Source organism: Kitasatospora sp. NPDC056327 (genome assembly GCF_042261735.1).
Classification (GTDB): domain Bacteria; phylum Actinomycetota; class Actinomycetes; order Streptomycetales; family Streptomycetaceae; genus Kitasatospora.
In genome coordinates, this window is the sequence record NZ_JBHJRC010000001.1 from 1 (window position 1) to 25,307 (window position 25,307).

A 25,307-nucleotide genomic window follows, 5' to 3' on the forward strand; every position below is an offset into this window, starting at 1 on the left:
GCCCGGCCGGAGGGCCGGGCCCCGTCGGGGCGTTCTGCCGGAGACCGGCGGGTCAGCGCACCGGCATCGACATGTAGACCGCGCGGCGGCCGTAGGACTCCGGGACGGCCACCTCGCGGTGGGAGCGGTAGCCGATGATCCGCAGCAGGATGTCCGCCCCGCGCACCGCGACCATGGAGATCTGCTCGAAGCCCATCTCCTCGGCCCGGGAGCGGAAGTACCGCATGAACTCCAGCGCGACCTTCCGGCCGCGCAGGTCCTCGGCGATCACCAGGTCGTGCACGTGCAGGTTGTCCGACTCGAAGGCGGCGTCCTCCGCCCGGGCGAGGTCCGGGCAGCGCAGCGGCGGGTACGGCAGGCTCAGCAGGTACCCGCGGACCCTGCCGTCCTCCTCCAGCACGAAGCAGGTCTCCGGCGAGGCGACGGCACGGGACTGCAGTGCCTCCCGGCCCTCCGACAGGCCGTCGGCCGCGTAGGCGTCGTGCTCCAGCTCGACCACGGCGTCCCAGTCGTCCTCGGTCAGCCGCCGGATCAGGAACTCCTCGCTCACCCGGCCGCCCCGTCCGGCCCGGGGCGCAGGCCGCCGGCGCGGGCGGCGGCCACCATCGCCGGCCAGGCCTCCACCAGCACCGCCCAGCGGGCGGCGTCCTCCTGGGCCTCGTCCAGGAGCTGCTGACGCTGCCCGGCCACCGCGTCGGCGAGCTCGGTGTACTTGCCGCCGAGCTTGCGGTAGGAGCGGTCCAGGACGTCCAGGCAGTGCTCGTTCCCGGCCCGGTCCCAGTCGACGCTGCCCCGGATCAGCTCCAGGATCGGCTCGGACTTCAGGCCGTGCCGCTCGTCCAGCAGGTCGCGGCCGAGGTCGATCATCCCGCCGTAGACCGGGTACAGGTACAGCATCGAGAGCAGGAGCTTGACGAACCCCATCTGGTAGGGGACGAAGCCGGCGCCCGTGCGGCGCTCCGGCGTGTAGTAGTTGACGATGTGACGGTTGTGGACGACGGCGGGCATCCGGGCGTGCACCAGGGCGTGCAGCAGCGCGTAGTCGCAGCCGAGGGTCTTCACCGAGGGCAGCAGCGGCAGCACCTCGTAGGCCCGGTGGTCCAGGGCGACGTTGCACATGAAGACGTTCCAGATGTCGGGCGGGCCGAGCACCGACTCGTCGGCGGTGAACGGCTCGGTGCCGGTGCCCCGGAAGGAGACCTCCACCATCGCGTCCCGGTCCTCGTCCGGCCACACCGGCGGGGTCCACAGGCGCACCACGTCGTGGTAGACGGCCGGGTCCAGCTCGCGGATCTCGCCGATGTCCACGTTGAGTTCGCCCATGAAGGAGCCGCTGACCAGCAGCACCGGCTTGTCCGCGTCGGCCGGGTCCAGCTCGGAGCGGGTCACCCCGGCCTCCGCCTCGCCGGCCGGCTTGCCGATCGAGAGCAGCTCGTGGTGGATCGGGAAGACCTTCCGGCCGTCGAGCACCTGGAAGTCGGCGTCGTCGTTGCGCAGGTGGGCCGAGGTGCAGCCGAGGGCCGCCGCGCCCAGGAAGATGCGGTTGACGCAGGAGCCGTACGCGACGGCCGGCGGGAGCATCATGTCGAGCAGCAGCCCGGGGTCGGCGCCGCCGGACTGCTCGGCCACCCGGCGGAAGAACTCCTCCTGCTGCGCGTTGCCGAGGTGGTGGACGAACACGCCGGGCGCGGGGGCCAGCGAGGCCACGGCGTCCACGTTCTTCGCGAATCCGGCGGCGTCGTAGGTGTCGGTGGTGTCGAGGATCAGGAGGTGCACCTCGACCCCGAAGTTCTCGACGGCGAAGGCCGCCTCCTCGGCGAGGTCCACGATGGTGCCGGGGCAGGAACGCATGGTGGGCAGGGCGAGGCAGACTCGTTGCATGGTGTGGGATTCTCCGTTTGTTCGTCAGATTCGTTACAGCGGTCGCCGGTCGGCCGGCGACCGGCGCGGGGAGGGACCGGCTCCGGCCCGGCGGTCGGCGAGGGCGCATCCGCGACGGCGGTCCGTCGCGGGGAGGGGACCGCCGGGCGTCCCGGCGCCGGCGGCGGTCCGCGCCGCGCGCGCGGCGTCCCCGCCCGGGGCCGTGACCGTGGCGGGCCGGACCCTGCCGTTCGGCAGGGCCGAAGGGGCTCCGCGCATGCGGCGTCTCCAATCGATCATCGGATCCACGGAGGCGGTCCGGGGATCGGGCGCGGCAACGGCGCACGGCTCGCCCGAAGCCGCGGTGGAGCGGTCCGGCCGAGGGGGTCGCCGAGGGAGTCGGTGAGTCCCGAGCGGTGCCGGTACCGGGTCGCGGGGCGCCGCCGGGCTCGACCGGATGACCTTGTGACCACGGTGGACTAGACCAACTTCGGTGTCAACGGGATGTTTTCGGGGAACGGGCGGCGCACGCCGACACTGCCCGTTCGGGCAGGCGCCCCTGCCCCCGTCCGGACCGCGGCCGCAGCCCGTCCGGCGGGCGTTCCGCCTGGTCGGGGGACCGGCACCGGCGGGCCCGGGGGCGGCGGCCCGGGAGGGGTCCGTCCCGAACGGCCCCGAGCGGCGGTGCTCCCGGGTGTGCTGCGCCCGCGGGTTCCGGACGGATCTCCGCCCCGCCCGGGCCGAGGAGGAGGCCGCCGGTGCGAGCGGATCCGTTCCCCGAGCCCGCCCGGCGGCGGCCCGCGCCGGGGAGGGGGCTCGGGCCGGTTCCGTCCGGCGGCAACCGGGTTACCCGGGTGCGCTCCGGAGGCGGACGGTACATTCGGAGCGTGCTGGGGCCCCTGGGGATCGATCCTGTCCGAGAAACGCCCGAATTCGACGTTCCGCCGGGCGATCTGACGGTCAGTGACATCTTTCCCGCCCCCGCCCGCCCGGTGGAGACGCGTCGGGTCGCCGAGGGCGGCCACGTCCTGATGACCGGCGACGGCCCAGGCGGTTCCGTGCGCACCGCAGCCGTCGCGATCACCGGCCCTTCCCTCCGGGCCACCGGAAGTCCGCAACCGTACGAGGAGACGAAGTGAACGTCCAGCAGTGGATCGAACTGCTTGAGGAACGCTGGAAGGCCCGCGATCCGCAGGGGATCGCCGAACTGTTCACCGAGGACGCCGTGTACCACCAGGGCCCCTACGGTGAGGCGCACGTCGGTCGGGAGGCGATCGCCGCCCACTGGACGGCGACGCTCTCCCGGCAGAAGGACCCGGTCGTCCGGTTCGGCACCCCGGCCGCGTCCGGCGACCGCGGTTTCGTCGAGTGGTGGTGCATCCTGCACGACCCGGCCGACGGCACGCCCCGGACCGCCGCGGGCTGCCTGGCGCTGCGCTTCGCCGGGGACGGCCTCTGTGCGGGCTTCCACGAGTACTGGCACAGCGCTCCGGACGTCGCGCGCGAGCCCGCCGAGGGGTGGTTCGAGTGACCGACGGGACCCGGCTCCGCCCCGTCGGAGCCCCCGGCACCGAAACCCCCGGCACCGGTACCCCCGAGGCGGGGAGTCCCGGGGCCGGAAGCCCGGCGGCCGCCACCGCGCCGTCCGGGGCCGAGTGCCCGCGCTTCCCGCTGGCCGACCGGCCGGGCATCGGCCTGGACCGCGAGTACCTGGAGCGCTTCCGCGCCGAGCCGCTGGTCCCGGTGCGGATGGCGAGCGGCCGCCGGGCGCTGCTGGTCACCCGCCACGCCGACGTGCGGACGGTGCTGGCCGATCCCCGGTTCAGCCGGGAGGCCTGGGTCAACGGCACGCTGTTCGCCCGGAAGTCGACCTCGCTCGCCCTGGTCACCAGCGACGCGCCCACCCACACGCGGCGCCGCGGCGAGGTCCAGTTCCGCTTCACCCACCGCCGGGGGGAACAGGACCGGCCCCGGATCGCCGAGATCGCCGAGGAACTGCTCGACCGGCTGGAGTCCCTCGCCCAACCGGTCGACCTGATAGCCGAGTTCACCACCCCCTTTCCCTACCGGGTGATCTGCGACATGCTCGGCGTCCCGATCGGCGACCTCGACCTGCTGCTGCCGCGGGTGACCGTCATGATGTCCGCGGGCCGGTTCCCGGCCGAGGAGGTCGACGCCGCCCACGAGGCGATGTACGCCTACTTCTTCGAGCAGGTGGCGCGGCGCCGGCGGGCGATCGTGGCCGGTGAGCCCGGCGACGACCTGCTGACCTCGCTGCTGACCTCGGCCGAGGAGAACCGGCTCAGCGACGAGGAGATCGTCGTCTTCGGCTTCGGCATCATGATGGCGGGCGGCGAGACCACCGCCTCGCACCTCGCGCTCTGCGTGCTCCAGGTGCTGCGCACACCGGGCCTGGCCGAGTCGCTCCGCCGCGACCCCTCGGCGATCCCCGCTGTGGTCGAGGAGTTGCTGCGCTGGGTGTGGTTCGCCGGCACCGGCGGCCAGCCGCACGTGACGCTGGAGCCGGTGGAGCTCGCCGGAACGGTCGTCGCGGCGGGCGAGGTCGTCATTCCGCTCACCGACGCGGCGAACCGGGACGGGGCGGTGTTCGCCGACCCGGACGAGTTCCGCCCGGACCGCACGCCGAACCCCCATCTGGGCTTCGGACACGGCCGGCACATGTGCCTCGGCGTCGCGCACGCCCGGGTGGAGCTCCAGGAGGGCCTGGCCGCGGTGCTGCGCCGGCTGGACCGGCTGGAGGTGGCCGTGGACGAGGGCGAACTCGACTGGCGCAGCCAGATGTTCATGCGCGGGGTGTGGACCCTGCCGGTGCGCCGGCGGGCGCCCGGGGGAGCGGCCTGATCCGTCGCAGGGCCCGTTCCACGGCGGGCGGCGCCCGTCGTGGAACCGTTCTTCCCGGAACTCCCCGCGGGAGTTCCGCGCGGTAGTCCGGGGTGGAAGTCCGGGGCGGTCATACCGGGCGGGGGCCGGGAACCCGGATCGAAGGACAGCCGATCCGGCTTCCCGGCCCCGCTCCCGCCCACCGCGGAAGGATCAGGCGGACGGCTTGCGGAGCTGCTTGATCAGCGACGCGTAGCCGTTCTCGGCGTCCCCGTCGGCCACCGCGCGCTGCGCCAGCTCCAGGAAGAAGCGCGGCAGGTCGGCGTTGACGCCGAGCGTCGTGCTCTCCTCCAGCAGGTGCTGCATGCCGCCCACGTGGACGTTGAGGGTGGCGTCGGTGGCCGGGAACTCCCCGTCGTCGATCTGCTGCGCGTACCCGGCGACGTACTCGGCGGTCACGTTGATCGCGGTGGTGGCCAGCTCCGCGAACGTCGTCGCCTTGACGTTGGCCGTGCCCAGCAGGGCGGCACCGTGCAGGAAGCTGTTGAGGACGCCCCACATGATGCTCAGCACGGACATGTCGTACAGGGCCGACAGGCCGTGGTCCTCGTCGAGGTAGACGGTGCCGTTCTCGCCGAGCGCCAGCAGGGTGGCCTGGTGCTTCTCGAAGGCGGTCTTCGAGCCGGCGTACAGCAGGGTGGCCTCGGCGCTGCCGATGGCCTGGGGCATCGCCAGGATCGCGCCGTCGACGTAGTCGGCACCGGCCTTGGCCGCCCACTCGGCGGTCTCGCGGGCCTGGGTGGAGCTCGCGGTGGTCAGGTTGACCAGGGTGCGGCCGGCCAGGGAGGCGGCGACCGGGTCCAGCAGCCCGTGCACCGCGTCGTAGTCCGAGACGCAGACGACGACCAGCGGGCTCGCCTCCAGCGCGCTCCCGACCGAGTCGGCGAGGGTCGCGCCCTTGGCGACGAGCTGCTCGGCCTTGGCGGCCGAGCGGTTCCAGACGGTCGTGGGGTGGCCCTTGGCCAGGAAGGCCGCGGCCAGCGCCTGGCCCATGAGGCCCAGGCCGACGACGGTGACCGGGGAGTCGGAAGCGGAGGAGGTGGTCACGGGGATCTCCGTACTTGTTTCGTGCGGCAGGGGGCCGCAGTGGTTGTGAAGGGGGTTCGCCGGAGCCGGCGGGGTGGGCTGGGCACGCCCGCGGTGCGGGGTCAGTCCTGGGACGCGCCCTCGGCGTCCCACGGGCCGCTCACGCCGAACGGGTTGTCGACGACGTACCGCCAGTAGCCGTCCTCGCCCTGGCGCAGCACGTCGATCGCCACGCCCTCCAGGTGCTCGGGCTCGCCGTTCTCGTCGAGGGCCTCCATCTGCCACTCGACGATCAGCATCGCGGTGTCGCCCACCACCGGCTGCTGGCGGACGGTGGCCTCGACGGAGGGCTTGCGCTTGGCCAGGAATTCGGTCACGTAGGCGCGGCGCTCCTCGCCGCAGACCGGGAATACGGGCTGCGCGTTCCGGCCGCACCGTCGGTCTACATCGCGTTGACCGCGTCCGCGTCACCGGCGTTGAAGGCCGTTCCGAACGCCTCCTGGTGCTATTCGATGTCGGTGACCAGCGTGTACTGACTGTCGCTCACGACGCCTTTTCTCCATTCGGGTTCCGTGGGGTCTGCTCGGATTGATCCGGACGCTATCAGCGGGTACTCCCCGATCCGGTCTCCTGCCGGTAATCGCGCTCGGCCGTCCGGTGCCGCGCGCGATTACCGGGGAGAGACCGCCCGGTGCGGGGGCCTGCCGGTAGGCGCCGCTACGGCCGGCCGGCCGGCCCGGTCCAGTTCTCGTGGCAGGTCGGCCCCACGGAGGGCGCACCGGTGGTGAGCGGTTTCGACTTCGCCGCCTTCGAGGGCGGCCGGATCAACCGGCTCTACGGATTCTTCAAGGGCTACTGACCCACTCGTCGGGCGCGTGGTCGCCGGGAAAGGCGTTCGTCCCGACGACCAGGGGAAGCGCGCGCAGCAGCCGCGCGCGCTTCGCCGACGCGGAGCCGGGGTCGCCGAAGATGCGGTGGAAGGTCCGCCAGGTCGACTCGGAGATGCAGTCGCCGATGGCCGTGATCAGGTTCTCGAAGAGCTTGCCGACGGCGTCGACCGACAGGGGCTCCAGCAGGATCCGGGTGCTGTTCAGCTGTCCGAGCCCCCACTGCGGGAACCTGCGGTGGAAGTCCTCGTTGGCACAGGCCACGACCAGCAGCCGGCCGGACCGGCTGCCCGCGCCGAGGCCGTCGAAGAAGGCGAGGGTGGCCTCGTCGGCGAGGTGCAGGTCGTCCACCGCGATGACGACCGGCTGCGTGCGGCCGAGCGCGTGCACGAGGGCTCCGACCTCGTGCACGCCGCTCGCCGGCTCCGGGCGGTCCGGCCCGGCCGCCTCGGGCAGGGCGGGCGGCCCGGCCTCCCGGTGGACCGAGCGCAGCAGTTCGACGAACGCCGACGGGTCGATGCCCACCGACCGCCGCACCCGGTACTTCACGATGAGCGGCGCCGTCCTGGCCCGCTCCTCCAGCAGCTGGCAGAACTCCGTCAGGAGGCGGCTCTTCCCCGTCCCGTGGTCGCCGAGGACGGTCACCAGGTGCGGGAGGCCGCGCTGCTCTGCCCGTTCGAAGGTCCGCCGCAGGATCTCCATCTCGTGCTCCCGGTCGATGAAGGGCCTGGTCTCGACCGGGTGGTCCAGCGAGCGCGCCTCGGCGATCCAGTACGGCAGCCTGCCGGCGGCCATGGCCGGGTACGACACCTGGTCCAGGGTGAGTGACCTGGTCCGGTCGGACGCCCAGATCACGCCGACCGGCACCTGCGGGAAGATCTCCCAGCACTGGTCCAGCAGCGTGCCGTTGGCCGACACCCGGCTCCGGCGGGGCGCCGGGCCGAAGTGCCGCTGGAGGTCGCCGGTCGCGACCATGGCCCGGATGGTGAGCCCGTGCCGGTTCTCGTCCGAGACGTCGAGGCTGTCGCGCAGCAGCAGTGCGAGGTGGGTCGCCCGGGCCGCGCCCTTCTGCGGGTCGTCCAGGTCGAAGAGGGCGATCGTCGCGGAGCCCACGGAGGCCACGACCTCGCCGCCGCCGCACTCGACACCCGCCCTGACCAGGGTGTGGATGCCGTCGAGCAGTTCGTCGACCCCGACGGGGTGCCCCGATCCGGCCCCCGGCCCGACATGGGTGCGGACGATCATCACCGTCACCTCGCGCCGGTGCGGGAGCGTTCCGTCGGGCCCCTCGCCCTCCGGCCGGTCCGACACGTCCAGCAGGCCGTGCGAGAACGGCTCTCCGTCGGCGGGTTCGTACGGCGCGGGCCGGGCGCCGTACCCGGTCACCACCGGTTCGCCGACGGCCTCGGCCTCCTCCCGCTCGGCAGCCCCGGCCCGGGGGAAGTTGTCGAGCGACGGATCGTGCGAGAGGATGCGCCGCTGCAGGTCCCGCAGCCACGGACCGGGCTCCAGGCCCAGCCGGTCGACCAGGTCGACGTGCGTGCGGTGGTAGACGTCGAGCGCCTCGGTCTGGCGGCCGGACCGGTACAGGGCCAGCATCAGCAGCCCGCGGGCCCGTTCGCGCAGCGGTTCGGCCTCGACCAGCTTCTCGATGTCGCTGATCACCTCACGGTGGTGGCCGCAGTCCAGCCTGGCCTCGAAGTACAGCTCCCGGGCGTCGGTCCGGGCGTTCTCGACGATGCCCGCCTCGGGCCAGACGATCCCGGCCTCCGCGAGGTCCGCCAGGACGTCCCCGCGCCACAGGTCCAGCGCGTCCCGCAGGATCGCCGCCGCCTCCGCCGGGAACCCGTTGGCCATCTTCTTGCGCCCGAGGTTCAGCTGCCGGGCGAAGACGTGCACGTCGACCGTGTCCTCGTCGATGTGGAGCAGGTAGCCCGGGGAGCGGGTGATCAGCGCCGGATGCGGCTCGCGCTCCTGGAGCGACCGCAGGACCGACCGGAGGGACCAGACCGAATTCTGGAGGATCTTCCTCGCCGTGATGGGCGGCTCGCCGCCCGGCCACAGCGAGTCCACTAATCGGCTGGCCGCGACCGCCTGATTCGATTCGAGCAGAAGTCGCCCCAGCAGTGCGCGCTGCTTCACGCCCCCCAGAACGACTCTTTCGCCGTCCCGGACGACCTCCAGCGGGCCGAGCACACGAAATTGAATCATGATTACCCCCATGTACTCATGATCGGGAATGGCCACACCACGAACACGGCGCCCACTGGTCGACCACCGGTTCCGCACCGTGCCTCACGAGGCCGCAGGCCTCGGCCCGACGCGCCTATCCGCACAGCGCCGCCGAACTTGATCGTCGTCGCGATCCCACCGACCCCACCCCTGCGCGTGCACCCGGACAAAAATCGTCAAAACTCTAGCATGCGGGCGCCATCGCGCACAATGTCGATTTGCGGGAACATTTGTCGCCGGACTTCACCGGATTTTCCGGGACTTTACCCGGACCGTATTTCCGGGGGAATGCCGCGACACTTCCGGCCGATGACCCGCGGCGCTCGCCGGAACCCCGGCCGGCCGCCCGCACCGAGGGGGGCGCCGCGCCCCACGGGCCGGGCCGGGACCCCGGAAGTCCCATGACGGCGCGGTGGCTCCACCCGAACCGCAAACAAACACGCTGGCCAGGACGGAACGCTGTTCAGTCGGTGTCGGTGTCGGTGTCGGTGTCGGTCGCAGCGAGCACGTGCCATGGTGGCTGCCCGGCCGGAGCGCGCTCACGACCACCCGGCATCGCGAGGTCAATCAGGGTCGCCGCCCTCAGCGGCCGGTGGATTGTTCGATTCCGAGGAGCCGCCCGTCTCTACGAGGCGGAAATCGAACACGCCGTTGCTCCCGTCGATCTCGTAGACCAACTCTTGGCCCAGCGGTTCGAAATCGGCGGTGTTGACGGTGAACGGGGTGTTTGGCGGCGGGACGACCAGCAGCCGTCGGTACGGAGCGAACTGAATCCTTGCGATCTTCCCGTCGATTCGTACATGGAGGTACTGGTCGATGTTCTGGCTTCGGTGGATTCGAATGGTATCGCCGAACCATTCGTACTGAGGCGCGCCGACGGTCTTCTCGACGTCCAGGTCTCTTGCCTGGAACTCCACGTCGACGTAGTCGACTCCCAGCACCTGAGGTCGGGGTGCGGGGCTCTCAGCAGCTCCGGAGGGTTGGGCGGGTTGGGCGGGTTCCTTCTGCGTGGTGGCCACGTTGGGGGTGGTCGACGCCAGGGTGACGTCCCGCACCGGAATGAAGAACTTGCGACGTACGGAGTACGCCGCGTGCTTCGTCTGTGTTCCGTCGGTGATGACGACCCTGAGGACCCGCGGACCACCCGTCATCTCGGTGACGTTCCACTGCTTGCCGAAGCTTTCCCCGACGGATTTTCTCACGTCGGCGAGCAGCGGTGGGGTGCCCACGGAGTACGTCGACTTTCGAGTGGTGGTGTTCAGCGATGTGTAGGATTTGCCGTAGTGCAGGATGATCTGATCCTCGGCAGGCGTGTAAATGTAGCGGGTCATGAGAGAGGAGATCGGGCCGTTGAAACGTTCCCATTTTTGTTCGTGGAACGTTCTCTGCTCCACCCCCGGGGCTTCGTTGTGCTTGAGAGGCCCTTTTTTGCGCGATTTGTATGCCTGGCCGGTCAGGGTGACCGGTTGGCGGGCAAAGTAGCTCTTTCCGGTGGTCTCGTTCTCGATGGCCACGATGAATTCGAGCGTGCCATTTCCCGGTCGCATGCCTTCCACTGTCGCGACTCCGAGGAATCTGAATTCGTTGAGGAGCCTGCTGAGGTCCGGCAGCTTTTCCCAACTTCCTGCTCCGGTCGGGAGCCGGTACACTTCTCCGGATCTGTAGTCGTATGCAACGGTTCCCAGCTCGTCCATGTCGGAATATGTGAACTGGCCGGACGCCGCAGGCGCGGGGAATATGGCGGCCGGCTTCAGGCTGGGGTCCTTGACGTCTTCGAGGCGGTCCGCCACCAGGTCGTCGCGATATTTCCTCAGGGCGGCAATGGCCTCGTCACTCTTCTTGCTCGATTCTTTCTTGAATCCCGTCGAACCCTTGTTGTCCTTTGCCAGTTCCCTGCTGATCTCCTTCTGCTGTTTGTCCCGCAGGTCTTCGATCCTCCTGGCGCACCTGAAGGTGATGTAGTTCAGTTCTTCCCCGAGCGCAGTTTTGCTGGGGCCCGAGGGGCCCGCCGTGTCGTGCAGGTGCCACGCTGTCTGCCGCAGCAGTTCCTTGCAGATTCCAGTGAGCCGGTCGATGCCTTCGGCGAATTTCTTGTTCGCCTCTCTGGCTCGATTGTGCGGTTCCAGTTTGCGATCGATGTTCTTCCAGAATGTGTTCCAGGCAAAATCAACTGCCCATAGGGTCTTTCCGGCGACCGGGTGGGCGCCCGCGCCGGTCTTGATAATCTCCCACGCTGTTCCGTAGGGGTCACCCGCAGCCCATTTCTCGCTGATGGCGTACGGTCCTGAACCGACCCACGGAGCGTTGTTCGCAGGGAACTCAATAATCGGACGCCGATTTTCGGTATCGAGGGACGCCTTCGCTGCACTGATGACACCCATGGCGGCATCGCCGGCGTCGCGTACGCCTCGGGACAGTGGGTCCTGCCCGTTGCTGCTCGTCAGGTAGTCGACCAGTTCGGCCGGTTGGAACATGGTGAGGAAGAACTGGAGCCCCTGTGCGAACAGGGATTCCTCGGGCGGTGCCACGGGTGCGGAGCGAGCCTCGCGCTCCTCGCGCATGCTTTCGACCTCGGTGAGCAGGCCCAGTGATTTGATCTCCCGGACGGTCGCCCGGATCTGCCCCGCGGGAGTGTGGGAGAACCGGGGTGCTGCGGTGTCGTCCTTGACGGATCTCTTCCGACGTGACGAAGAGGCTTTCCGGTGGGGCTTCCTGTGCACGGGTGGCATGAGAGTGTCCTCGGGATCTTGAGGCGGCGAGGATCCTCGGCAGGGCTGAGGCTGCGAGGACGGATCAGTCGGTCCCTCCGCCGGCGGGAACGGGCGGCGGAGACGGGCGGAGGGCGTCGAAGGCGTCGGGGTCGATCAGTAGGCCGAGCTTGCGGTACTCGGTTTCGACGGCGTCCACGAGGTCAGCGGTGGTCAGCGGTCGGTCCTGGTGGGCGATGCGATAGGCGGCGGTGACGGCGCAGGACCGGATGGACCCGCCGGCCAGCGGGAATGCGGTGGCGAGACGGTCGAGGTCGATATCGGGGGTCCTGGGGAGAAGGGGACCCAGACAGACCTGCCACAGGGCGCGGCGCTGGTCGGCGTCGGGGAAGGGGAAGTGGGTGATGTGGTCCAGGCGCCGGGTGAAAGCGTCATCCATGTTGACAGGCAGGTTGGTGGTCAGGACGGCGATCCCGGCGAAGGACTCGAGGCGCTGGAGAAGGTAGGAGGTCTGGGTGTTGGCATGGCGGTCGTGGGCGTCCTTGGTCTCCGAGCGCTTGCCGAACAGGGCGTCGGCCTCGTCGAAGAGAAGGACCCCCGGGGCCTGGTCGGCGTGGCCCAGCACCCGGTCGATGTTCTTCTCGGTCTCGCCGATGTACTTGTCGACGAGGGCGGCGAGATTGACGACGTAGAGGTCGCCGCCGAGCGCGTGCGCCAGGGCTTCGGCGGCGAGGGTCTTCCCGGTCCCCGACGGGCCGCTGAACAGAGCGATTACGCCGTGGCCGCGCGCGTTGCCCGGGGACAGTCGCCAGGTGCGCAGCACGAGGTCGCGGTGGCGCGCGCGGGCCAGCAGGTCGTCGATCTCGGCGCGCGGGCCGGGAGGCAGGACCAGGTCCGCCAGGGTGACGGCGGGTTCGATCCGGCGGGCCAGGCGCTCCAGCTGGAACGGGCCGTGCGTGCGGATCGCGGAGCGCAGGTCGTCCTCGGTCAGCGGCCGCTGCTCGACGGCGGCCCGGCGCACCGCGGAGGCGACGGCCTGCTCGGCCCGGTGCGGCGGGAGCGGGCAGTCGGCCCAGGCACGGGCCCGCCGGGCCAGTGCTGTTCCGGTCAGCAGGCTCCGCCACAGCAGGCGGAGATCCTCGGCGGTGGGGGGCTGGGCGTCGACGCACAGGGCGTCCCCGGCGTCGTGGTCCCAGGGCTGGGTGCCGATCAGGACCACGGGTGGAGGTGTGCCGGCATCGGTAGGGGCGGTGAGCCGGGACAGCGGCAGGCCGACGTGGTCGCGGGGGGCGTCATGGGGTGCGTCGAGGGCCTCGACAGGTTCGGCGATCAAGGCGCAGTCCCGCAGGCGTGCTTCGCGAAGGGCCGCAGCGAGCACGTTGGCAGCGTCCTCGGGCGGTCCGATCCGCCGCAGGTCCAGATGGAGCACGATGCCGTCCGCGTCGGCGAAGGCCGCAGCTGCGGCGTCCAGTAGGTGGGCGTCCGGCGGTCGACGCACGTAGGTCAACGGGATGGACGCCCGCGCCGCGGCGGTGAGCTGCTGCATCGTCCGCCGGCTGCACCCCGAGGAGGCGAGGGCGGGCCGGGGGGCGTCAAGGAGGCGGGCGGCGGACAGCAGTGCGTCGTCGAGCCGGTTGTCGCCGAGCACGAACGCGACCGCCCGGTGCGCAGGCAGCAGCGGTCGGGACAGGAACCCCATCTCCGAAGGACCGATCAGATCGGCGAGACCGCCCGCCCGCAGCGGGGCGGCGGCCGACCATAGGTCGTAGGCCGCGGCGGCGGGCAGTCCCGCCAGACGCGCGGTGAGGGCGGGTGTGGCGTGGCCGAACGGGCTGACTCCCTCGAACCGGCGGTACAGCTCCGCGAACCGGGGGTCCACGTGCGGTGCCGCGACTGCCAGCCAGGCGTCGAGTTCCGCCGGGCGCAGGCCGAACGCGTACTGGAGCCGCCGCAGGCGCAAGGCCTTGCCGTCCTGCTCGACGCGGGCCTCCCACTCCTCCAGGAACTGTGCCGCGTCGCCCGTGTCGTCGGGCAGGGGCCTGTGTTCCTGAGGTGCCGTGTCGCTGTCCGCGGCCGGGGAGGCCGTGGTGAGTAGCTCTCGCACCCGGGCTTCGAGGATCCACAGTCGTGCCTGAAGAGCGCGTGCGTCCTTCTGTGGCGGAAGCGGAATCTCAAGGTCGGCGGTGCGGTCCGGGGCCGGCATGCGAGGCGTTCTCCTTGGGTCGTGTCCCGTTCGGCCGGCGAGTGTCGGTCCGGCCGGCTGGTGTCCCGGCCGTGGCGAAGCGGTGGCCGGCGGGCCGGTTCAGTCGGCGGCGGGCTCGGGAGCGACGGGCGCAGTGATCATGGTGGCTTCGAGGGAGTCGACCAGCACGGTGCCGGTGCGACTGGCACGGCCGGTCACCGCCACCGCGTGCACGACGCGCTGAGCGTCGCCGTCCGGATAGGCCCCGGTTGCCCGGAAGCGGCCGTCCGGCGACAGCACGGTGACCGTGAGATCCGACAGCCGCACGTCGTTCTCGCTCAGCCAGGTCCGTGCGCCACTGCCTTCTCCGGGGATCCTTCCCGTGAAGGTGATCCGCCGTTGCCCGCTGTGGCCGGTCACGGTGACGCTGTCGATGTCCAGTTCCGGCGGGGGCAGGCGGCCGGCCTCCAGCATCGTCCGGTCGGAGGGAACGTCGACCGGGTCCGTGTGAGGCACAATGCCGAAGTCCAGCGATGTCGCCCAGGTGCCGGTGGTGATGTCGGACATACCGGGAAGCAGCGGGACCGTCACCGACACATCGAGGAACGGCCGGGGTGGTACGCCGAGGGCCGACCACATCTCGCCCGACGACCGCACGTCCTGCGAGGGCTCGTTCAGGCGCAGCAACGCGGACGAGCCGTAGTGGTAGGCACTGCGGCCGACGGGTGTAGGTGCCGGAGCGAGGTACAACGGCAGCTCGTCGGCCGACGCGAGCAGCGTCAGCAGCTTCTGGAAGATCTTGTGCGACTCCAGTGATCGGTAGTCTCTGTCCAGATTTTTCAACGGGAAGGGGGCCTTGTCCTCGTCGCCCTTGGAGAAGACGGAGATCATGTAGCCCAGTTCGGCGTATCGGGGCGGATCGATGCTCCGCGGACGGTCGGCCTCGCGACCGCTGAGGACGACGGCTCCCACCTCGCGACGCTGGACGTCCTCCTGGAACCGGTAGAGGTACACGTTGATGAGCGGACTCGCGCCTCCTTCCGCCATTTTCTTCGGTGTGCCCAGGGATACATGCACCTCCTCCAGCGCCTTGTCCGTCGCCATGAGTCTGGCGAGCGAGAAGTCGACCATGTCGACGGTGACCGGGTCGGGCAGTTCACTCACGGTGGCGGATTCCTTGGCGAACAGAGGCTGGCGTGGTGGCCGGATCCGTATGCGGTGGACCGGTGCGTCAGCGGGCGTGATCAAGGGCGCGGCCGCGCGAGACGCGCCGGTCGGGGCGTCCGGCGCTCCGCCCCGGTGGCAATGACGCGGTCACCATTCCCTTCGAGCGTGCTGCTTCTCACCTCCCGGAACCCGAACGGGCTATCGGAACCCGCAGGTAGCGGATCGCCCGCCGAGCGGGCGCGGCTTGCGGGGCAGCTCGCGCACGATGAGTCTGAGTCGGGGGGTTCGTATCCAAACTTCATGGCAGATTCGCCGCCGCGCGGGCACCGCTCGTCGGTCGGGGCATCGCGGGGATCGTCGTGGTCGGGCGCACTCGGGACGAACCGGCCGGCGCCCGGTACCTCCTGGCTGTGGCTCTGCTCGTCCTCGGAAAGCGAGTACGACGCGTGGCATCTCAACCTCAGGAGTACCAGATCAATGGCGGCCCCACGCTGCAATCGCTTGCCACCGGCAAGGACGGCCGCATCTGGGTGACCACCCGCAGCTCCCAGCTGGTGGGATTCGCCCCAGAGGCGCCTGCGGAGCAGACGGCGGCCAGCTACTTCGCCCCGCAGTACGGGGCGAGGATTCTTGCCGACCCGTACGGGAACAACCGGATGTGGTTCGCGGCGCCGGCAACGCCGAACATGATCGACCCGGTGTTCGAGTTCAATCTCTCGCAACGGACGTTCACCGCGCACCCGCTCCAGAGGGAGGGAACGCCCGAGGACATTGCGCTCGTCAAGCTCGGTACCGAGACCTCACCTCGCTGGATGCTCGCGGTGAGCGAGCCGAAGAACAGGTACGTGGCGTTGCTCGACCCGAAGGACGGGAACGCCTCCATGACGCCGGCGATCACCGAGAACACCTGGTTGTGGGGCATCACGGTGGCCATCGATCCATCGACGAGGAAGCAGCAGTACTGGGTGGCGGGGCAGTCCAACACCGCCGTCTCTCCTGCCGCCACCGTCAACGGCATCTTTCGCATGACGGTAGGAGCCTCCCAGTGGGACAAGCTGACACTGCCGAACGCGGCTGCACGCCCCGTGTACCTTGCCGCGGACGAGGAGTCCGTGTGGGTGACCACGCAGGGCTCCGGGCAGAATCTCGTGTGGCGGTACGACCTGCAGGTCGGTACCTGGACGGTGAGCGACCAGCTCCAGAGCGCGCCATGGCAATTGGTCTTCGGCCCCAACAAGTACGTGTGGGTCGCCGCCGGGCAGTACCTCTACAAGATCGCGAAGGCGGACATCAAGAACAAGTCGAGCATTCAGCTGCCCCCCAGCAGCAGCGCGATGGGCATCTGTGTCGGCCCGGACGGCAATATCTGGTACACGAACCAGTCCAAGAGCTTTGTCGGCATGTATCCCCTGGCCACGCTTGCAGCGCGCGATCACAGCCTGATGTTCGGCCAGACCCAGCTGGTCGAGCAGCCCCAGACGTCGGCTCGGGTGGGCACCACGATCGGGAGGCCGCTGACTGTCGAGTTCGTCGCGACCGGGCGCCGTGTCCCGGGCATCCCGCTCACGTGCCGCCTCGACGGCCGGTCCTCCTTTGCCGATGGTGGGAGCGTCGTGGTGATCACCACCGATGTCGAGGGTCGGGCCGTGGTTCCCGACATCGTGGCGGGACCGGAGGTCGAGGAACTGGGGCTGAGCGTCGGTCTGGAGTGCGAGACCACGGGTGTTCGTACCTCCATCGACATCACGAAGACCGGTGGCTGACATGCCTGTTCAGGAAGGAGCTACTCCGATGGTCGGCTCCGCTGCCCGCGCCGAATCGCCGCCTTCGGCGGTGGGGGACGCGGCCTACGAGGTCGCAGCGCAGGACACCGCCGGTCGCATCGCTCTTCCGGCCGGCGCGGCGCCGGTCTCCGTCGCCTGGGACGCCACGGATCGGCGGCTGTGGTTCCTCACCACGAAGGGCCTGATCGGCGCGGCCGCGTCACAACAGCCCTACGAGCCCCAGGTGTTCCCGTGGCAGTTCGCGACCGCGGGTGCGGGCGTGCTGGTCGCGTGGCCGGGCCGCGGGGTCTGGACCGTGCAGTGGCGCGACAACAAGCCCGGGTTCATCCGGTGCCTCAACGGGGCGTACACGCCGATCCCCGCCAGTGACGCAGGCCCGTCCCAGTGTCACGCGCTGGTGCTCGCTTCGGACGGCACCGGCAAGGGGCTGAGACTCGTCGCACCGCTGTCGGACACGAACGTGCTGGCGTTCTGCACCCCCACGGCCGACGGCAACTACAGCGTGGCGTATTCGGGCACGTCCCCGGGCGGGAAGCGGCTGTACGGCATCGCCGCCCGCAGTGACAAGTCGGCGGCGGCCGAGTACTGGGTCAGCTCGCCGGAGGGGGAGTACGTGGCGACGTACGCCCCCAGTACGGGCAGGTTCGGCGACCCGGTGAAGCTGCCGGCCGGGCAGCAGCCGCGTGACCTCGCGCTCACCCCGGCCGGTGACACCGTCTGGGTGGCGACCGCCGGGAAGGCCCTGTACCGGTTCGCAGTGAAGGAACGGGCGTTCCTTCTTCCCGCCGTCACCCTCCCTGCCCAGGTGCGGGCGCTGCGGCCCACCCCCGGCGGAATCCTCTGGTTCACCTGCCAGTCGGACGATCGGGTGGGGTACGTCCTGCCCGGCACCAGTGAGCCCCGGTGGATCCGGATGGGCGCCGGATCCAGGCCGGCGGGTCTCACGATGACGGACGACGGCACCCTGTGGGTCGCCCTGTCCGACGGCAAGGCCCTGCAGGCGCTCCCGGGCTGCCTCCTGGACGGATTCTCCGGCGGCGACCAGTCCACGGCGGTGGGGGAGCCCTTCCCCTCGCGACTCCGCCTCAAGGTCATGGCGCTGGACACCACCCCGTGCCCCGACGTCGAGGTCACCTTCACCGTCAAGGGCTCCGCAGTGCGGTTCGGTGACGCGATCAGCGACACGCAGACGACCGACGTGGACGGTGTGGTGACCAGCAGCGAGCTCAGGGGCGTCGCAGAGGGCGCGGACTCGGTGGTGGGCACCTGGGCCTGCGCCGATGCGACGGCGGTCTTCGAGAACCTGAAGGTCACGAAGGCGGCCGCGGCAGTCGATCAGGTCCAGTACGTCTCGGGGAACGGCCAGCAGGCGCCCAAGTTCGGCACCTTCCCGGAGCCGATGAAGGTGAAGGCGCTCGACAAGGGCGGTGCGGCGCTTTCCGGGGCTCAGATCACCTTCACGATCCGCGAGCAGACGATGGCCGAGTTCCCGGACGGGCAGTCCACCGCGACCGTGCGGACCGGGTCGACAGGGGAGGCCGTCTCTCCCAAGCTCAGGGCGGGTGCGGTCGAGGGCTCCGTCTCGATCGAGGCGTCCGCACCCGGCCCGGCGCTGGGCGTGATCATGAAGCAGACCGTCTACTGACGCCTGCGGGCAGACCCTCCCTCGGCCCCCGGTGCCACCATCCGGTCGCATCGGGGGCCGACTCCGCTCGGGATCTTTGACACTTCGTGTGCAATCGGTCACATTGGGCACCGAATCGGTTGGTGTGCGAAATGGATGCCCTGGTGCGCCGGGTGCACCTTCGCGTCCTCGGCCCAGCCATCGGTCACCGGAAAGGAGTCCGGCATGCTCAGCGGCGACGCCTTCAGCAGCAATTCGTTCGGCATCGAACTCGGCAAGTTCCAGGTGGAGACCGTCCGCGACGTAAGCGGCCTCAGTCTGGAGCAGGACGTGGTGGAGACCCGTCAAGTCACGCCCACCGGTCAGCTCCTGATCCGCAAGCAGCCCGGCGCCCGCCGCACCGGCGAGATCACCGTCACCCGGGGCATGGACAAGAGCACCGCGTTCACCGACTGGATCAAAGCCACGCTGGTCAACGCGGACCTCGACAACGCACGGCAGAACATCACCATCTCGCTCAAGGACGCCAAGAAGAACACCGTCCGGCGCATCCACCTGTCCAACGCCTGGGCGTCGCGTTGGCAGGGCCCTTCCCTCGGCGCGGGCGACTCGTCGACCGCGACCGAGCAAGTCACGATCACGTACGAAGACATCACCGTCGAATAGCCGAAGGCACGGAGAACACCATGACCACAGGTCCGCTCGCCCCTGGCGTCTACGTCGACGAGAGGTCCAGCGGTATCCGCACCATCACCGCTGTCGGCACGTCCACACCGGCGTTCCTCGGGTTCGCCTACCTCGACCCGAAGATCTACGCCACCGACGAAGCCAAGGAGGCGGAGGCGGCCCGCAGGTACAAGCCGCATCTGGTCCGCAGCTGGTCGGTGTTCGCGGCGCGCTACGACGTGGACGCCCTGCTGAAGGTCACTCCGGCGCCGGACGAGAAAGAGCAGTTCCTGGTCCTGGCCGAGGCGGTGTACGCGTTCTTCGCCAACGGTGGCAGTGCCTGCTACGTGGTCGTCGTGCCGTACAAGGTCCCGCTCACCTCTGCCGACCTGGAGGGGGACGAGCAGAACGGCTCGGGCCTGCTGGGCCTGGAACAGGTTGCGGAGCCGGTGAGCATGGTGGCCGTGCCGAGCCTGTGGACGATGGCCGGCCCGACCGACAAACCGGACGAGTTCGACGACAAGAAAGCCGCGGCCCTCATGAAGACCGTGGTCGCCCACTGCGTCAAGATGAAGAACCGGCTGGCGATTCTCGACGCGCCCCCGGACGGCCGTACCGATGAGAAGCTGCTGACGTTCGCGGGGACTTTGGGCACGACCGACCCCGACGCCGCATTCACGACCTTGTACCACCCGTGGGTCTGGGTGCCCGGGATCGACGGCGTCAGCCGCCCGGTGCCGCCGTGCGGGCATGTGGCGGGCGTGTGGGCGCGAACGGATGCCGAGCGCGGGGTGTTCAAGGCACCGGCGAACGTGGGGCTGAGGGACGCTCTGGAGCCTGTCGACATGCTGTCGGACGCCCGGCAGGCCGTGCTGAACGGGGCGGGAGTGGACTGCCTTCGGGTGTTCCCCGGGCGGGGGCTGCTGGTGTGGGGCGCGCGGACGCTGTCGTCGAGCCGTGACTGGAAGTACCTGAACGTGCGGCGCCTGGTGTGTTTCCTGTCGGAGTCGATCAGAGTGTCCTCGACCTGGGCGGTGTTCGAGCCGAACGACGACCGCCTGTGGGCGTCGCTGCAGCACGCGGTGGCGAGCTTCCTGACCGACCAGTGGCGGCTGGGCGCGCTGCTGGGCCGGACACCGGACGAGGCGTTCTACGTGGTGTGCGACCGCACCAACAACACCGACGACACCATCGACGCCGGCAAGGTGATCTGCGACATCGGTGTCGCGCCGGTCCGGCCCGCCGAGTTCGTGCACTTCCAGATCACCCAGATCGCCGGCCAGACCGGCCAGACCGGCTGAGACGGAGCACCGTCGCGATGCCCGACCCCACCGTCGCACTGCGTACTCAATTCCCGTTCGAGCTGCCGCACGGCTACGTGGACGGCCACGGCACCGTCCACCGGCAGGGCGTCATGCGGCTCGCCACCGCGCGCGACGAACTGTCACCGCTGATCGACCAGCGGGTGCGCCAGAACCCGGCGTACCTCGGCGTCGTCCTCCTGAGCCTGGTCATCACCCGGCTCGGCACCCTGACGGACGTGCACGCGGAGGTTGTGGAACGGTTCTTCGCCGTCGACCTCGCCTACCTCCAGGACTTCTACCGGCAGATCAACGGACTGGACGGCTCCCGGAGTGCCGTCGCCTGCCCTGGTTGCGGCACCAGTTTCACGGTGCCGTCCGCGCGGGGCCGCCTGGGGGAAGAATGACGCTCCGCCCGGACCAGTTGCGGGCGGAGGCCGCGTACATCGCGTACCACTTCCACTGGTCGCCGACCGACGTGCTGACACTTTCCCACGGCGAACGGCGGGCATGGGTACGGGAGATCGCCCGGATAAACACCACTGTCAACCACCCAGACGCCAACGGAGATTGGTGACGCATGCGACCCAGCACCCCCGGGTCGGCGACAGCCGTCCGGTGGCCGTGTGCCGCCGTCGGCATCCGCACCAGCGGCATCACCGGCCTCCGCGACGAACTGGTGGCCTGGCTCCCAGCCCCGGCCGCCACCGCGCGTGGACGGCTGCTCCCCGCCGCGATCCCCCTGGCAGGCTGCGCGGGACTGCTCGACCTGTGGATCGGTACGGGGGCGACCGGTGACGGCGGCTCCACCGCCGGCCCGGTGGGCCCGCTGCGGGGTCTTCCGGTCGGCGAGCTGGTGGAGGGCGGTGCCTCCGGCCCGGCATGGCGGCGGACCGGGTCGGTCGACCATGAGCGGGCCGTGGGGCGGCTCGTCCCGCCGTTGGCCGCGGTAGCGCCCCCCACGGGAAGCAGTGGGGGGCCGGGACAGGGGAGCGGACTCGGACGTGTGGCAGGGGCGCCTGCCGTCGGAAGGGGTGCGTTCGACGTCTGGCACCCGGCAGTCCGGGGACAGGTCGAAGCCCGGGACCACGGTGGAGGCGATGACGTTCCCGCCGCCGCCCCGACGCCCCTCGCGCCGGACGCCCGACGGGGCACGGTGTGGGCGCGGGAAGCCGCTCCCGGGCCGCCGGCCGTCGGGGCGGCTGTGCCCGGGGAGCCGGCTGCCGAGGCAGCGTTCCCCGGGCGACCGGCGGACGCTCGTGGGCCTGACGGGCCTGACGGGCCTGCCGTCGCGGCGCTGCCCGGCCCGTTCGTGCCGCTCACGCTGCCCTGGCCAGACGTGACAGCGGTGGAGGAGCCCGACCGGTGCGTCGGTGCGCGATCGGGCCGGATGCCGGTGGTGATGCCGAGCCCGCCGACCGGACACGGCGACTCCAGCCCGACCGGCGGAAGATCGGCGAATCCGCCAGCAGGACCCTCGTACGGTCCGGCTGACCGGGCCGGCGGGGGGCCGCCGCAGCCTGTGGCAGCGCCGCGCCCGCCGACCTGGTCGCGACCAGGACCGTCGACGCCCCGCCTCGTGTTCGGAACTCCTCGTTCGACCTTGCCACCGACCGCCGTACCGTACGGCACGACCGCGGGCGCGCCCGGGTCTCCGGCAGCGGAGGACGAGCCGTGGCGGCAGTCCATGCCGATGGCCGGGCACCCGGCGGCCCGGCCGCAGGAGCCGGGCGCACCGCGGATCGGAGCGCCCTCGGAAGCCGCGCCGCAGCCCGGTGCACCGCCGCAGGCCGTCCCGGCGGCGAACCCGGGGACACCCTGGTGGCCGGCGGCCTCGCCGCCCCCCGGCACGCCTCCGGCTCCTGACGTGGCCGCCCTCGCGCACGAGCTCGCCCGTTCGCAGGCCGACGTGCTCGTCCGGGCGCTGCTCCCGGCACTCGACCGCCACCGCAGGCACGGCCGCGCGCCGACCTACGGACAGTCGCCCGTCCCGAACCCACCTCGATGATCTGACCGTCCACCAGCTACCGCCGCGGGGTGCCCACACCATGGCCGACCAGCCGTTCGCCGTCAGTTCCCTGTTCTCCCTGTCCATCGGCACCTACGAGATGGGGTCGTTCACCCGCTGCGACGGGCTCGGCTGCGTCATGGAGTCGGAGGAGCGGGTCGAGGGCGGCACCAACGGCCGGGTGTGGCAGCTGCCGACCCGGCTGCGCTACCCGCCGGTCGTGCTGTCCCGGCCGCTGACCTGGCAGACCGTGCTGATCTGGGCCTGGATGCAGCAGCAGGTGAACATCCCGGTCCGGCTGCCCGGCCAACTCGTGGCCCTCGGTCCGGACCGGCGGCCGATCGTCCGATGGCTGCTCGACGGCGTCGTGCCGGTGCGCTGGAGCGCCCCCTCGTTCGACGCCGACCAGTCGCAGGTGGCCCGGGAGACCTTGGAGATCGCGCACAACGGCTTCCTCACCGTCTCCCTGTGATCGCCCCATCGCTCTGCTGCTGCCCCGGAAGGACCAACCGCACATGATTCCCATGCCCTTCGGCGGCGCCCCCGTTCGCGCCACCCTGATCGTCCACGACCCTCCGGCAGGCAGCGGCAACAGCCCGGGCCCCGAACGCCACCGGCTTCGCCTGCACTTCAACCCCGAACGGATCAGCGTCTCCACGCAGGCCCGGTGGGAGCGCAGCCGGGCCGCCGCCAAGGGGGTTCCCCGCCCGCAGTACATCTCCACGGAGCCCCGCAGCATGAGCCTGGAGGTGTTCCTCGACGGCGGCGACGGCCGGTCCGGTGTGCAGGCCGACGTGGAGCTGCTGCTCGGCTGCTGCTTCCCGACGCCGAAGAGCGCGGTCGACAACGGCACGTCGGCGCCGTGGGTGCGGCTGGAGTGGGGTCGCTCGCGCACCACGGCCTTCTTCGCGTACGTGTCGCAGGCGAACGCCGCGTACACCCGCTTCGCCCACGACGGCACGCCGTTGCGGGCCACTTGCCACCTGACGCTCACGGAGGTCGGCGGCGCCACGCCCGGGCAGAATCCGACCTCCGGGGCCGACGGCCCGACCGGCGTGCACCGGGTGGTGGCGGGCGACTCGCTTCCGCTGATCGCCTGGCGCGCCTACGGGTATCCGCCCGGCTGGCGGGCGATCGCCGAGGTCAACGACATCGACGATCCGGCGCGACTGGAACTGGGGAGCGTGCTGAGCGTGCCGGTCCTGGAGGGGGACGACGATGGGGGACACTAGGGAACGGTCGTACGTGGCCCAGGCCGTGGTCGAGTTCACCCACGCGCTGAAGGAACCATGGGCGGGAAACCTCACCGAGGTGGGCGTCTACACCGAGACGGGCAAACCGCCGCGGGCCGTCGTGCGCTTCCTGGACGACGGCCACGGTGTTCTCGCGGCGCTCGGGGTGCGGTTCGGCAGCCCGCTCGTGGTGTCGGTCATGACCGGGGCCCGGGCCCCGGTGAGGATCTTCACGGGCGAGGTGGTCGCCTTCGAGACCGAGGTGACCGACGGCGGGGTGTTCACCACGGTCACCGGTATGAACCGGGAACACCGCTTGACTCAGGGGCGGCACATCGAGGCGTACACCAATATGACGATCGGTAAGGTGGTGGCCCGGATCGCTCGTCGACACGAGCTGACGGTGGGCCGGGTCGACGTCGAGTCGACCGTCATCCCGTACCTCGCGCAGCCGAACCTCACGGACTGGGAGTTCCTCACCCACCAGGCGCAACAGCGTGGACTGGTGCTCGCCGTGGACGGGAAGTCCGTCGGTCTGCGCCGGCGCCCGACCGTCCACGGCGACGGGGGCGATCGCAGGGCGAAGCCCGTGGTGCTGCGTTACCGCGACAACCTCGTCAGGCTGCGGACCGGGCTCTCGTCGTCCGGGCAGGTCGGTGCCGCCGAGGTGCGGGGCTGGGACGTCAAGCAGAAGAAGGCGTTGGTGGGCAACGCGTCTGCTGCCAGGAGCGATGCGTACGGCGTCGGGGTCACTCCCGGTGACGCGGTGAAGGCGTTCACCGACCGGCCCGACGACGTGAAACTCGTGGTCAGCGGGCGGCCGTTCGGCACCGGCCCCCAGGTCGAGGCGGCGGCGCGCGCCGTGGCCGCGGACAGCGCTGCGGCGATGGCGGAGCTCGACGCGGAGGTCTACGGTACGCCGCGCCTGCGAGTCGGGTCCGTCGTTGAGCTGGCCGGTGTCGGCCCGCCGTTCGCCGGCACCTACACCGTCACCGCTTGCGACCACGTCATCGACGGCGTCAACGGGTACCGCACCCGGGTGAGGACGGGCCCCCCGCCGCCGCCGATCGTCCCAGCGCCGGACTCGATGATCGGTCGCGGCCTTGCCGTGGGTGTGGTCACAGACAACCGCGCGCCGGACCCCGGGCGGCAGGGCGCGGTGCGCGTTCAACTCCCGTGGCTGTCAGGGGAGTACGTCACCGATTGGGCGCGCACCGTGCAGTGGGGCGGCAAGGGCGGCGGGGGGATGGTCGTTCCGGATGTGGGCGACGAGGTGCTGGTCGGTTTCGAACAGGGGTGCCTGGACCGGCCGTTCGTGATCGGTGGGCTGTACAACGGCCAGGACCGGCCGACCGACCATTCGATCCCGCTGGTCGGTCCGGAGGGCCGGGCCAACCGTCGCTCGCTGTGCTCGCGCGAGGGCGACCGGGTGGAACTGCTCAACGTGCCCGACGGGGCGCGCGGCGTGCGGCTGGTGTCCGGCGACGACAAGCTCACCGCGTACCTCGACCGCGGCACCACCACCATCAAGCTCTCGGCGGGCGAGGGGAGTGACGCGGTGACCCTCACCCTGGACGGCAGTGGCTCGCTCACCATCGACGCCGGCGAACGGGGCGAACTCACCCTGCGGGCCGGCACCGTGTCGATCGAGGCCACCGCCGGTGAGCTGACGCTGGCAGGGCAACGGACCACCATCACCGGCACACCCGTGCACATCAACTGACCGAAC

21 protein-coding genes are annotated in these 25,307 nt (G+C 70.7%); 13 read left to right on the forward strand and 8 right to left on the reverse strand.

The window, feature by feature from the left end; all coding sequences use genetic code 11:
- Nucleotides 1-52: 52 nt before the first annotated feature.
- The gene (locus ACFCX4_RS00005; RefSeq protein WP_376137435.1) at nt 53-550 is read right to left on the reverse strand and encodes a GNAT family N-acetyltransferase; all 498 of its coding nucleotides are present in this window, start codon (nt 548-550) and stop codon (nt 53-55) included.
- On the reverse strand, nt 547-1,881 hold the full coding sequence (locus tag ACFCX4_RS00010) for a DUF6271 family protein (RefSeq protein ID WP_376137437.1): 1,335 nt from the start codon (nt 1,879-1,881) through the stop codon (nt 547-549). The genes ACFCX4_RS00005 and ACFCX4_RS00010 overlap by 4 nt, the downstream gene beginning before the upstream one ends.
- Nucleotides 1,882-2,747: 866 nt before the next feature.
- On the opposite strand from ACFCX4_RS00010, the gene ACFCX4_RS00015 reads away from it, so the two are divergent.
- The 3 genes from ACFCX4_RS00015 to ACFCX4_RS00025 are packed head-to-tail and all read left to right on the forward strand — an operon-like array spanning nt 2,748 to nt 4,722.
- Entirely contained in the window at nt 2,748-2,999 is a 252-nt protein-coding gene (locus ACFCX4_RS00015) for a hypothetical protein (protein WP_376137439.1), read from the forward strand.
- Entirely contained in the window at nt 2,996-3,391 is a 396-nt protein-coding gene (locus ACFCX4_RS00020; RefSeq protein ID WP_376137441.1) for a nuclear transport factor 2 family protein, read from the forward strand. Before ACFCX4_RS00015 ends, ACFCX4_RS00020 begins: the two co-directional genes overlap by 4 nt.
- Nucleotides 3,388-4,722 (forward strand): cytochrome P450, encoded by a 1,335-nt coding sequence (locus ACFCX4_RS00025; RefSeq protein ID WP_376137443.1) that lies wholly within the window; start codon nt 3,388-3,390, stop codon nt 4,720-4,722. The genes ACFCX4_RS00020 and ACFCX4_RS00025 overlap by 4 nt, the downstream gene beginning before the upstream one ends.
- Nucleotides 4,723-4,914: 192 nt before the next feature.
- Here the strand turns inward: ACFCX4_RS00025 and ACFCX4_RS00030 are convergent, their stop codons facing one another.
- Together ACFCX4_RS00030 and ACFCX4_RS00035 are read right to left on the reverse strand one after the other, a co-directional pair.
- Nucleotides 4,915-5,808 carry an NAD(P)-dependent oxidoreductase gene (locus ACFCX4_RS00030; protein WP_376137445.1) on the reverse strand — a complete coding sequence of 298 codons (894 nt, stop codon included), beginning with the start codon at nt 5,806-5,808 and terminating at the stop codon, nt 4,915-4,917.
- Nucleotides 5,809-5,909: 101 nt separating this feature from the next.
- Entirely contained in the window at nt 5,910-6,164 is a 255-nt protein-coding gene (locus ACFCX4_RS00035) for a YybH family protein (RefSeq protein WP_376137447.1), read from the reverse strand.
- 314 nt (nt 6,165-6,478) lie between these two features.
- Here ACFCX4_RS00035 and ACFCX4_RS00040 point away from each other — a divergent pair, with 314 nt between their 5' ends.
- Nucleotides 6,479-6,646 carry a hypothetical protein gene (locus tag ACFCX4_RS00040; RefSeq protein ID WP_376137449.1) on the forward strand — a complete coding sequence of 56 codons (168 nt, stop codon included), beginning with the start codon at nt 6,479-6,481 and terminating at the stop codon, nt 6,644-6,646.
- On the opposite strand, the gene ACFCX4_RS00045 is transcribed toward ACFCX4_RS00040, so the two are convergent.
- The 4 genes from ACFCX4_RS00045 to ACFCX4_RS00060 form a co-directional block, all read right to left on the reverse strand.
- Nucleotides 6,633-8,885: a BTAD domain-containing putative transcriptional regulator gene (locus ACFCX4_RS00045; RefSeq protein WP_376137451.1), complete on the reverse strand. Its 2,253-nt coding sequence runs from the start codon at nt 8,883-8,885 to the stop codon at nt 6,633-6,635. The genes ACFCX4_RS00040 and ACFCX4_RS00045 overlap by 14 nt on opposite strands.
- 584 nt (nt 8,886-9,469) lie before the next feature.
- Nucleotides 9,470-11,626: a hypothetical protein gene (locus ACFCX4_RS00050; protein ID WP_376137453.1), complete on the reverse strand. Its 2,157-nt coding sequence runs from the start codon at nt 11,624-11,626 to the stop codon at nt 9,470-9,472.
- A 73-nt stretch (nt 11,627-11,699) separates the two neighbouring features.
- Nucleotides 11,700-13,718 (reverse strand): ATP-binding protein, encoded by a 2,019-nt coding sequence (locus ACFCX4_RS00055; RefSeq protein WP_376137455.1) that lies wholly within the window; start codon nt 13,716-13,718, stop codon nt 11,700-11,702.
- A 198-nt stretch (nt 13,719-13,916) separates the two neighbouring features.
- Entirely contained in the window at nt 13,917-14,960 is a 1,044-nt protein-coding gene (locus tag ACFCX4_RS00060; RefSeq protein WP_376137457.1) for a Pvc16 family protein, read from the reverse strand.
- A gap of 413 nt (nt 14,961-15,373) precedes the next feature.
- On the opposite strand from ACFCX4_RS00060, the gene ACFCX4_RS00065 reads away from it, so the two are divergent.
- The 9 genes from ACFCX4_RS00065 (at nt 15,374) to ACFCX4_RS00105 (ending at nt 25,301) form a co-directional block, all read left to right on the forward strand.
- Complete coding sequence (locus ACFCX4_RS00065; protein ID WP_376137459.1) at nt 15,374-16,726, forward strand: hypothetical protein; 1,353 nt, start codon at nt 15,374-15,376, stop codon at nt 16,724-16,726.
- Nucleotides 16,727-16,754: 28 nt separating this feature from the next.
- Complete coding sequence (locus ACFCX4_RS00070) at nt 16,755-18,392, forward strand: hypothetical protein (RefSeq protein WP_376137461.1); 1,638 nt, start codon at nt 16,755-16,757, stop codon at nt 18,390-18,392.
- Nucleotides 18,393-18,596: 204 nt separating this feature from the next.
- Entirely contained in the window at nt 18,597-19,037 is a 441-nt protein-coding gene (locus tag ACFCX4_RS00075; RefSeq protein ID WP_376137463.1) for a phage tail protein, read from the forward strand.
- A 20-nt stretch (nt 19,038-19,057) separates the two neighbouring features.
- On the forward strand, nt 19,058-20,338 hold the full coding sequence (locus ACFCX4_RS00080) for a phage tail sheath family protein (protein WP_376137465.1): 1,281 nt from the start codon (nt 19,058-19,060) through the stop codon (nt 20,336-20,338).
- A 17-nt stretch (nt 20,339-20,355) separates the two neighbouring features.
- Nucleotides 20,356-20,745: a hypothetical protein gene (locus ACFCX4_RS00085; protein WP_376137467.1), complete on the forward strand. Its 390-nt coding sequence runs from the start codon at nt 20,356-20,358 to the stop codon at nt 20,743-20,745.
- Complete coding sequence (locus ACFCX4_RS00090; RefSeq protein ID WP_376137469.1) at nt 20,742-20,915, forward strand: DUF6760 family protein; 174 nt, start codon at nt 20,742-20,744, stop codon at nt 20,913-20,915. Before ACFCX4_RS00085 ends, ACFCX4_RS00090 begins: the two co-directional genes overlap by 4 nt.
- Nucleotides 20,916-22,386: 1,471 nt before the next feature.
- On the forward strand, nt 22,387-22,818 hold the full coding sequence (locus ACFCX4_RS00095) for a phage tail protein (RefSeq protein ID WP_376137471.1): 432 nt from the start codon (nt 22,387-22,389) through the stop codon (nt 22,816-22,818).
- Between the two features lie 43 nt (nt 22,819-22,861).
- The gene (locus ACFCX4_RS00100; protein ID WP_376137473.1) at nt 22,862-23,578 is read left to right on the forward strand and encodes a LysM peptidoglycan-binding domain-containing protein; all 717 of its coding nucleotides are present in this window, start codon (nt 22,862-22,864) and stop codon (nt 23,576-23,578) included.
- Complete coding sequence (locus tag ACFCX4_RS00105; RefSeq protein ID WP_376137475.1) at nt 23,565-25,301, forward strand: VgrG-related protein; 1,737 nt, start codon at nt 23,565-23,567, stop codon at nt 25,299-25,301. The genes ACFCX4_RS00100 and ACFCX4_RS00105 overlap by 14 nt, the downstream gene beginning before the upstream one ends.
- The last annotated feature ends 6 nt before the right edge of the window (nt 25,302-25,307 follow it).

What these genes read in the sequence shown, in the direction of transcription:
- ACFCX4_RS00010 (WP_376137437.1), bottom strand. Translation starts at nt 1,881, where the DNA reads ATGCAACGAGTCTGCCTCGCCCTGCCCACCATGCGTTCCTGCCCCGGC.
- ACFCX4_RS00045 (WP_376137451.1), bottom strand. Translation starts at nt 8,885, where the DNA reads ATGATTCAATTTCGTGTGCTCGGCCCGCTGGAGGTCGTCCGGGACGGC.
- ACFCX4_RS00070 (WP_376137461.1), top strand. Translation starts at nt 16,755, where the DNA reads ATGGTCGGCTCCGCTGCCCGCGCCGAATCGCCGCCTTCGGCGGTGGGG.
- ACFCX4_RS00075 (WP_376137463.1), top strand. Translation starts at nt 18,597, where the DNA reads ATGCTCAGCGGCGACGCCTTCAGCAGCAATTCGTTCGGCATCGAACTC.
- ACFCX4_RS00080 (WP_376137465.1), top strand. Translation starts at nt 19,058, where the DNA reads ATGACCACAGGTCCGCTCGCCCCTGGCGTCTACGTCGACGAGAGGTCC.
- ACFCX4_RS00085 (WP_376137467.1), top strand. Translation starts at nt 20,356, where the DNA reads ATGCCCGACCCCACCGTCGCACTGCGTACTCAATTCCCGTTCGAGCTG.
- ACFCX4_RS00090 (WP_376137469.1), top strand. Translation starts at nt 20,742, where the DNA reads ATGACGCTCCGCCCGGACCAGTTGCGGGCGGAGGCCGCGTACATCGCG.
- ACFCX4_RS00095 (WP_376137471.1), top strand. Translation starts at nt 22,387, where the DNA reads ATGGCCGACCAGCCGTTCGCCGTCAGTTCCCTGTTCTCCCTGTCCATC.
- ACFCX4_RS00100 (WP_376137473.1), top strand. Translation starts at nt 22,862, where the DNA reads ATGATTCCCATGCCCTTCGGCGGCGCCCCCGTTCGCGCCACCCTGATC.
- ACFCX4_RS00105 (WP_376137475.1), top strand. Translation starts at nt 23,565, where the DNA reads ATGGGGGACACTAGGGAACGGTCGTACGTGGCCCAGGCCGTGGTCGAG.